Raw genomic sequence first — 4942 nt, 5'->3', positions numbered from 1 at the left:
CTCGATGCGCTCCTGCTCGAGGACGGCGAGGCGCTGTTCGGCCTCGTCGAGCTCGGTCTGCTTGGGGAACGGCTCCTTGGCCGCCTTCTGCGCGTCGGCGAGCGCGTGCTGCGCTTCGCGCAGCTTCAGCTCGATCTCCGCGGGGCCCTTCGCGTCTCGGGCGATGATGCGGTCCATCTGGGTAAGCACGGTGAATGCTCCTTTCTCTCCGGAAGGGAAGACCCTGTCCGACATGTGGACGTGTTTGGCGGCATCGACCGCCAGGCCGATATAGGGCAGCCAGTCGTCGTCGAGGACGTGCTGGCGGCGACACACGACCGAAAGGCCGCGGTAGGTTCCGATGGTCTCCTCGCAGCCGGGTCGGACGCCGTAGGCGGCGCGGCGCAGTGCGCGGATGGCCTCCTCCTTGTCGGCGATGTGCGTGCCGCCGACGGTGATGAAGCTGTCCTTGGAGCCGAGCGTCTGCTGGCGGACAAGGTCCGCCTCCGCGAACGGGATCTCGTCGTCGGCGAGCATGTCGCGCTGGGCGGTCAGCGCCTCGACGAGTGGCCGGTACTGCGTCTCGATCTTGTGCTGGACGTCGGCCAGGCCCTCCAGGTGCGATGCCATCATGAGCTTGAGCTGGCCGATCTTGTTCTCGACGTCCATGCGCTCGGCCACGGTGGGGTCGCCCTCGGCGATCTGCTTCATCTGGGCGAGAGACAGCACGGTCTCGTCCAGGTCGTCCATCGTTCGCACGGGCGACTTGTTCGTGAAGACCTGGCTGATGAAGCGCTGCTTGCGCTCGACGATGGAGTATAGGTAGCTGTCGAACGTGCCGGTCGACACGTAGCGGAAGTCGTGGACGTGGTCGAAGGTGTTGCCCTGGCGCACGATGCGCCCGAGGCGCTGTTCGAGGTCGGACGGTCGCCACGGGCAGTCGAGGTCGTGGATCGCGGCCAGGCGCGTCTGCACGTTCGTTCCGGTGCCCAGCGTCGTGGTCGAGCCCAGCAGGATGCGGATATCGCCGCTGCGCACCTTCTCGTACAGCGCCTCCTTCAGCTTCGACTTGCCCTTGGCGTCGGTGACGCAGGCGATCTCGGACTCGGGGACGCCGGCCTCGATGAGGCGGCGGCGCACGTCGTCCTGGATGTTCCAGCGCCCGGAGGCGGGCGTGGAGGAGTCGACGAACACGAGCTGGGCGCCGCGCTCGCCCTCGGTGCGGTCGCGGATGTCGAGGATGTTGCGCACGCACTCGTCGACCTTGCCGCCCGAAAGGGGCTCCATGTCGGGGTCGTCCTCGAGGTAGAGCAGCTTCGGGTCGAGCGCGACCTTCCTGCCGTCGCCGGTGATCTTGAGCATATTGTCCATGCTCGGGTCGCAGCCGGCGTGGACCTTCTCGCCGCGCTCCACCAGCGCCTCGACCTCGGCGAGCTGTTCGGGCGTCGCCGGGACCGCGACCGCGTGGCTCTCGAGCTCGGGGAGGTCGAGGTCGAGGTCGTCGGCGGTCATGATGTCGCTGTAGCAGTGGAACGAGCTCATGAGCTCGGGGAGGTTCTGGAACCTCGCGAAGCGTCGCTTGATATCCAGGCCGCCGCCCTCGGGCTTGGGCTCCAGGGTCTCGGTGACCTCGCCGAAGGTCTTGGCCCACGCGCTGAAGTTCGAGACCCCCTGGCTGTCCAGCAGGTTCGGCGAGAGGTAGCGCTGCATGTTGTAGAGCTCGGCCATCGTGTTCGTGACGGGCGTGCCCGTGGCGAACACGATGTTGTTGCCGCGTCCGTTATCGCGCAGGTACTCGCACTTCATCAGAAGGTCCTCGCACTTGGCCGCGTCGCTGGTCTGCATGCCGGGCACCGATCCGCCCGACACCGCGAGGTTCTTGAAGTAGTGGGCCTCGTCGACGAATATCGCGTCGCAGCCGACCTCCTCGAACGTCGCGCCCTCGAGCGTCTTGGATGCGTTTCGCTTCTCGAGCGACTGGAGCTTGCTCTTGAACTTGTCGCGCACGCCCTCGATCTGCTTGACCGAGAAGTCCTTCTCCCCGGCGCCGTCCTCCAGCTCCATGAGTCTGGATTCCTCGAGCTCGTCGATGCGCGCCGTGAGCGCCGCCTTCTGCGCACCGTATGACATCTGGAGTTTTTCGAAGCGGCTGAATCCGACGATGACGGCGTCCCAGTCGCCCGATGCCGCCTGCCCCCAGAACCGGCGCACCGAGTCGGGGCTTTTCGCCGCGGCGTCGGTGAGGACGAGCAGCTTTGCGTCGGGGTAGAGCTTGAGGTAATCGGCGGCCCACTGCTCGGTGAGGTTGTTCGGCACGACGATCATCGGCTTGCGGGCTCGCCCAAGGCGCTTGAGCTCGTGCATGGCGGTGATGCCGGTGAAGGTCTTGCCGGCGCCGACCGTGTGCGCGATCAGCGTGCCCTCGCCGTCCTGGATGATGCGCGCCACCGCGTCGCGCTGGTGCTTCCTGAGCTGGATGTCGGGCGACATCCCCGGCAGCGAGAGGTAGTCGCCGCTGTACGCGCGCGGGGCGACGCGGTTGAGCTTTCGGTTGTAGATGTCGGCGAGCATGGCCGCGCGGTCCTCGTCCTTCCAGACCCACTCGCGGAAGGCCTCCTCGAGCTCGCGGCGCTTGGCGTTGGCGGCGGCCGTTGCCACCGGGTCGGGGATCTTCTTCTTGGACTTTTCTGCGACCGGGTTGTAGTCGGGGTTGTCCTTCTCGATCTGGATGAGGCCGCCGTTGAGTGCGGCGGTGAGGATCATGAAGCAGTTGTAGGAGCCCACGCCCCACTTCTTCGCGACCGACTCGTCCATACCGCCGCTGGCGGACGTAACGCTCCACCTGCCGGACACCTCGGAGTAGCGGACCTCGAGGCCGCGCGCCTGGGCGGCGGTCTGGTAGCTGCCGCGCACCCTGCTCTCGTGCCCGTAGCCGATTTTGAAGGTCTCGAGCGCGAAGTCGCGGATCACCGACGCGGGGACCCAGGAGCTTCCGAGCTGGCAGGCGATCTGCCCGGGGACGAGCTTGACCGGCTGGACGGCCTCGAGGCGCGATTCCAGGCGCTCGAGGGCCGCGACGCGGTCCGGATCTACGGGCGGGACGGCGAGCTTGGCGGCCTCCATGAAGCGCGGCCTTGTGCTCGCGGAAGCGCTCCAGCCCCTCCTCGGTGGCGAGGTCGGACAGCTTTGCCGGCTCGCCGGAATAGTAGTCGACCAGGTAGGAGGGGCGGCCGTCGCGGCGGAGCAGATCGGCTTTCGTGACACGGTCCTCGGAGCGCTGCTTCCGCTCGATGCGGTACAGGTACTCGACGGCGTCGGGCGCCGCCCTGAGGGCGCGGGCCAGACGCATGCCGTTCTCGATACGCGCCTCCCTCACGGAGACCTCCCCGTAGGACGAGCGGACGGGCGGCTCGATCTCGACGCCGGCGACCGCGCGGAAGGTCTCGAAATACTCCGACCTGTTGAGGATGCCCGAGCCGCCCGCGGCGAAGAAGGCGCCCAGCTCCTCATCGGATAGGCCGCTGTCGCAGACGAGGTACTTGATCGCGTGCGAGGGCGTCTTCGCAATGTCGATGTTGATTTGGCCCGAATAGAAGTCGCCGAGGCCGCGGGCCAGCAGGTCGATCAGTGGGTTGCCGGTGGACACCGATGCGCGGTCGTCACCGTCTTGAACAGCGATCGGGCGCGGCCCGTCGTATGCCTCGAGCGCGAGGGGGATGAGCGCCGGCCAGCAATCCCAGCTGATGCGGCGGGCGCCGTGGTCGAGGCCTTCGGCATGCGCGAAGCCGTCCACCGCGAAGCGCGAGGTGGTGGGGTTCAGGCTGCTCTCCCATAAGTGCGTCTTGCGCAGCTGCGCGAGCGCGTTGCGGACGTCGACGGGCAGGTCGTCGGCATCGACGGAGAACCCGAGGTGTTCGTTCCAGGCCTGACGGGTCTGGCGCTCCGCGCGCCCGCGCTCGGCGTCCAGCAGCGCGCTGACGTGCTCGAGCTTGCCGCCCACGTCGCCGGAAAGGTACTCGTCGGCGGTCATTACGTGCGTCGCGTCGTCGGGGTCGGTGACCACGAGGTCGCCCAGGCGCTCGAGCGCGGTCTGCACGTCGGTCTCCATGAGGTCGGCGAGGAAGTCCATATCGACCCCGCCGCGCGCGTCGATCGTGACGGCGAGGGCGTCGGCCGGGTTGCCGACGTGCTCGGGAGTGGGCGCCTCGGGGGTGACGAGGCGCTTCTTGAGGATGTCCGCCTTGCCGGTCACCTCGCCGTTGGAATCCACCTTCTCGAGGCTCAGGAGATTGAGTGCTAGCGAGTGGTCCGTGAACCCCTTGGAGGGGAACACGGCGAGGTTCTTCTTGGAGTTGATGCGGCCGTAGCGCTCGAAAAACGAGTCGTATTCGGCGGAGAGCCTGGCGATGGCCTCCTCGACCTCGTCGTCGTCCGCGCCGGGGTCGCGCTCGAGGGCGAGCAGCGCACGGGCGCCGTCGCGGAGCGACAGCATCGCGCGGGCTCGTTCGGGGCCGGTCTTGCCGCCGCCGGGAGTGAAGGGCTCCACGGCGTCTTCCGTGCCGTACCAGATCGTGCCGTCCGCGGCGACGGAGAACTCGAACTTCGTGGGCGCGGTCGGGACGACCGAGATGCCGGCGGGCTCCGCTACCGCGGCCATCTCGACGGCGCCGCCCCGGTCGACGCTGTCGCGCAGCAGGTCGGACACGCGGTCGCCGAGCGCGTCGGCGCCGCCCTTGAAGCTGACGCCGAGCGTGGGCCCCATGGGCCCGCTGACGATCGACATGTCGCCGACGGCGCGGCCGGGATGCTCGTTGAAGTATCGGTTGATGTTGACGGTGTCCTCGAAGGGAGAGGTCTCGACCCACTCGGGAAGCTCGTCATCGGCAAGCGCGATGGGCTCGGGGCGGCGGCGCAGCAGCAGGATGTCGCTCAGCGCCTCGGTTCCCGCCTGGCGTTTGAACGT

At 67.9% G+C, this 4942-nt stretch carries 4 protein-coding genes; 3 read left to right on the top strand and 1 reads right to left on the bottom strand.

The features are described from left to right. A partial coding sequence (locus ACMO6A_RS02830) for a DEAD/DEAH box helicase family protein (RefSeq protein WP_418470748.1) occupies window positions 1–3102 on the bottom strand: 3102 nt, incomplete at its 3' end. On the opposite strand from ACMO6A_RS02830, the gene ACMO6A_RS02825 reads away from it, so the two are divergent. From ACMO6A_RS02825 to ACMO6A_RS02815, 3 genes are all read left to right on the top strand, one after another. Beyond that, window positions 3101–3496, top strand: a complete 396-nt coding sequence (locus ACMO6A_RS02825) for a hypothetical protein (RefSeq protein ID WP_418470747.1) — start codon at window positions 3101–3103, stop codon at window positions 3494–3496. The two genes, ACMO6A_RS02830 and ACMO6A_RS02825, sit on opposite strands and share 2 nt — an antisense overlap. A gap of 318 nt (window positions 3497–3814) precedes the next feature. After that, entirely contained in the window at window positions 3815–4279 is a 465-nt protein-coding gene (locus tag ACMO6A_RS02820; protein ID WP_418470746.1) for a hypothetical protein, read from the top strand. Between the two features lie 3 nt (window positions 4280–4282). Next, window positions 4283–4942 (top strand): hypothetical protein (locus ACMO6A_RS02815; RefSeq protein ID WP_418470745.1); only part of this gene is annotated, 660 nt, incomplete at its 3' end.

Source organism: Eggerthella sp. (genome assembly GCF_048329335.1).
GTDB classification, from domain to species: domain Bacteria; phylum Actinomycetota; class Coriobacteriia; order Coriobacteriales; family Eggerthellaceae; genus Eggerthella; species Eggerthella lenta.
Note: the sequence above shows the minus strand (reverse complement) of the source record. Positions and strands in the feature narration are given on the sequence as shown.